The 1,361-nt window shown below is 45.2% G+C and carries 1 protein-coding gene; it reads right to left on the reverse strand.

Features of this window, described 5'->3' with window-relative positions; translation table 11 throughout:
- Nucleotides 1–291: 291 nt before the first annotated feature.
- On the reverse strand, nucleotides 292–1,197 hold the full coding sequence (locus tag NJ959_RS29570) for a S66 peptidase family protein (RefSeq protein WP_254015334.1): 906 nt from the start codon (nucleotides 1,195–1,197) through the stop codon (nucleotides 292–294).
- Between the last annotated feature and the right edge of the window lie 164 nt (nucleotides 1,198–1,361).

Raw genomic sequence — 1,361 nt, forward strand, 5'->3', positions numbered from 1 at the left:
AGGGAATTCAGGCTATGTGGCAAAAGCGCTGGGAGGAATTGGCACAGGCAAGTGCTTAGGAAAGGGGAGTAGGGATAATTTTTGGGGAAAAAGAATTGATAAAGTTATTGAGGTATTTCCCATATCCAGAGAGGTTTTCAGCCCATTTAGCGATGGAAAACTGTTTAAGTACCATTAGTCCATTTTAATGGACTTAAGCTATTAGACAGAGAATTTATTCTCTGGCAGTTAGGAGGCTGATTGCAACTGGTGCAAGTTATCAGTTAAAACCAGGTTTGGCAGCTAGAGTCACTACAACCAACTTAAGATTCCCTTATCCCCATCTAATTCAACAAGTTGTCCGACCGGAAGCGCTGCATTTGCACCATCATGACCGAAAGGCAAATCGCTGATAATCGGAATACCCAAATCGGCCAAGCGATCGCGCAATACTTCTTCTATTGTCCAACTTGCTATACCAGATGGAGCTTCACAGCGACTAAAACGTCCCAAAGCAATACCGCAAACACCTTTAAATGCTCCACTCATCCGCCACTGAGTTAGCATTCGATCGATCCGATAAGGTGCTTCTGTGACATCTTCTAATGCGAGGATTGTGCCATCTAGCGGGGGTTGTATTGGTGTCCCTAATAAATGAGTAGCCACAGTAAGATTTGCAGGTAATAACCTACCACTAACTTTCCCACCACCCCAACCAACGCCAGTCAAAGGAGCAAGATTCCGTCCTTCCACAGAGTCAAATAATCGATTAATCGACCATTCTGGTTCAGCCGCTATAGTAGTCAATACTGGTCCATGAATCCCACAAATACCTGAATCATAAAGACTCCACAGCAAATTGGTAATATCAGAAAAACCAATTAACCATTTAGGGTGTTGACTTTCCCATGTCCAATTTTCCAGGAGTCGGGCACTACCATAGCCACCTCTGGTGCAGAGAATACCTCTATAATCTGGATTATGCCAAGCAGAGGCTAATTGGTGGCGGCGTGAGGAATCTGAACCTGCTAAGTAGCCATCTCTAGCATCCCAAGTATCTGACAGTTGAACATTGTAACCGCGCGATCGCCAAATTTCTATACCCTTTTGGAATACCTCCAATTCTCGAATAGCACCACTGGGAGTCACTACTTGAAGTAAATCACCTGGTTGTAGCGGTGGCGGTAATTGGCATGGAGGTAAGGGAATTTCGGTCATTTGTTGTTGGTTGTTTATAGAGATTCTATCTCCGCCATTCCCCACTCCCCATTCCCCAATCCCCAAAAGGAGCAGGGGAGCAGGGGGAGGAGGGCAGGGCTGTTTCATGCTCAAATTTTACGACAGATTGAAATCTGTCGCTACACAGACAAAACCTGCCTTCG

It is taken from the genome of Limnofasciculus baicalensis BBK-W-15, from assembly GCF_024178385.1.
GTDB lineage: Bacteria > Cyanobacteriota > Cyanobacteriia > Cyanobacteriales > Coleofasciculaceae > Limnofasciculus > Limnofasciculus baicalensis.

Coding starts and splice junctions, on each gene's coding strand:
- NJ959_RS29570 (WP_254015334.1), bottom strand. CDS start 1,197: ATGACCGAAATTCCCTTACCTCCATGCCAATTACCGCCACCGCTACAA.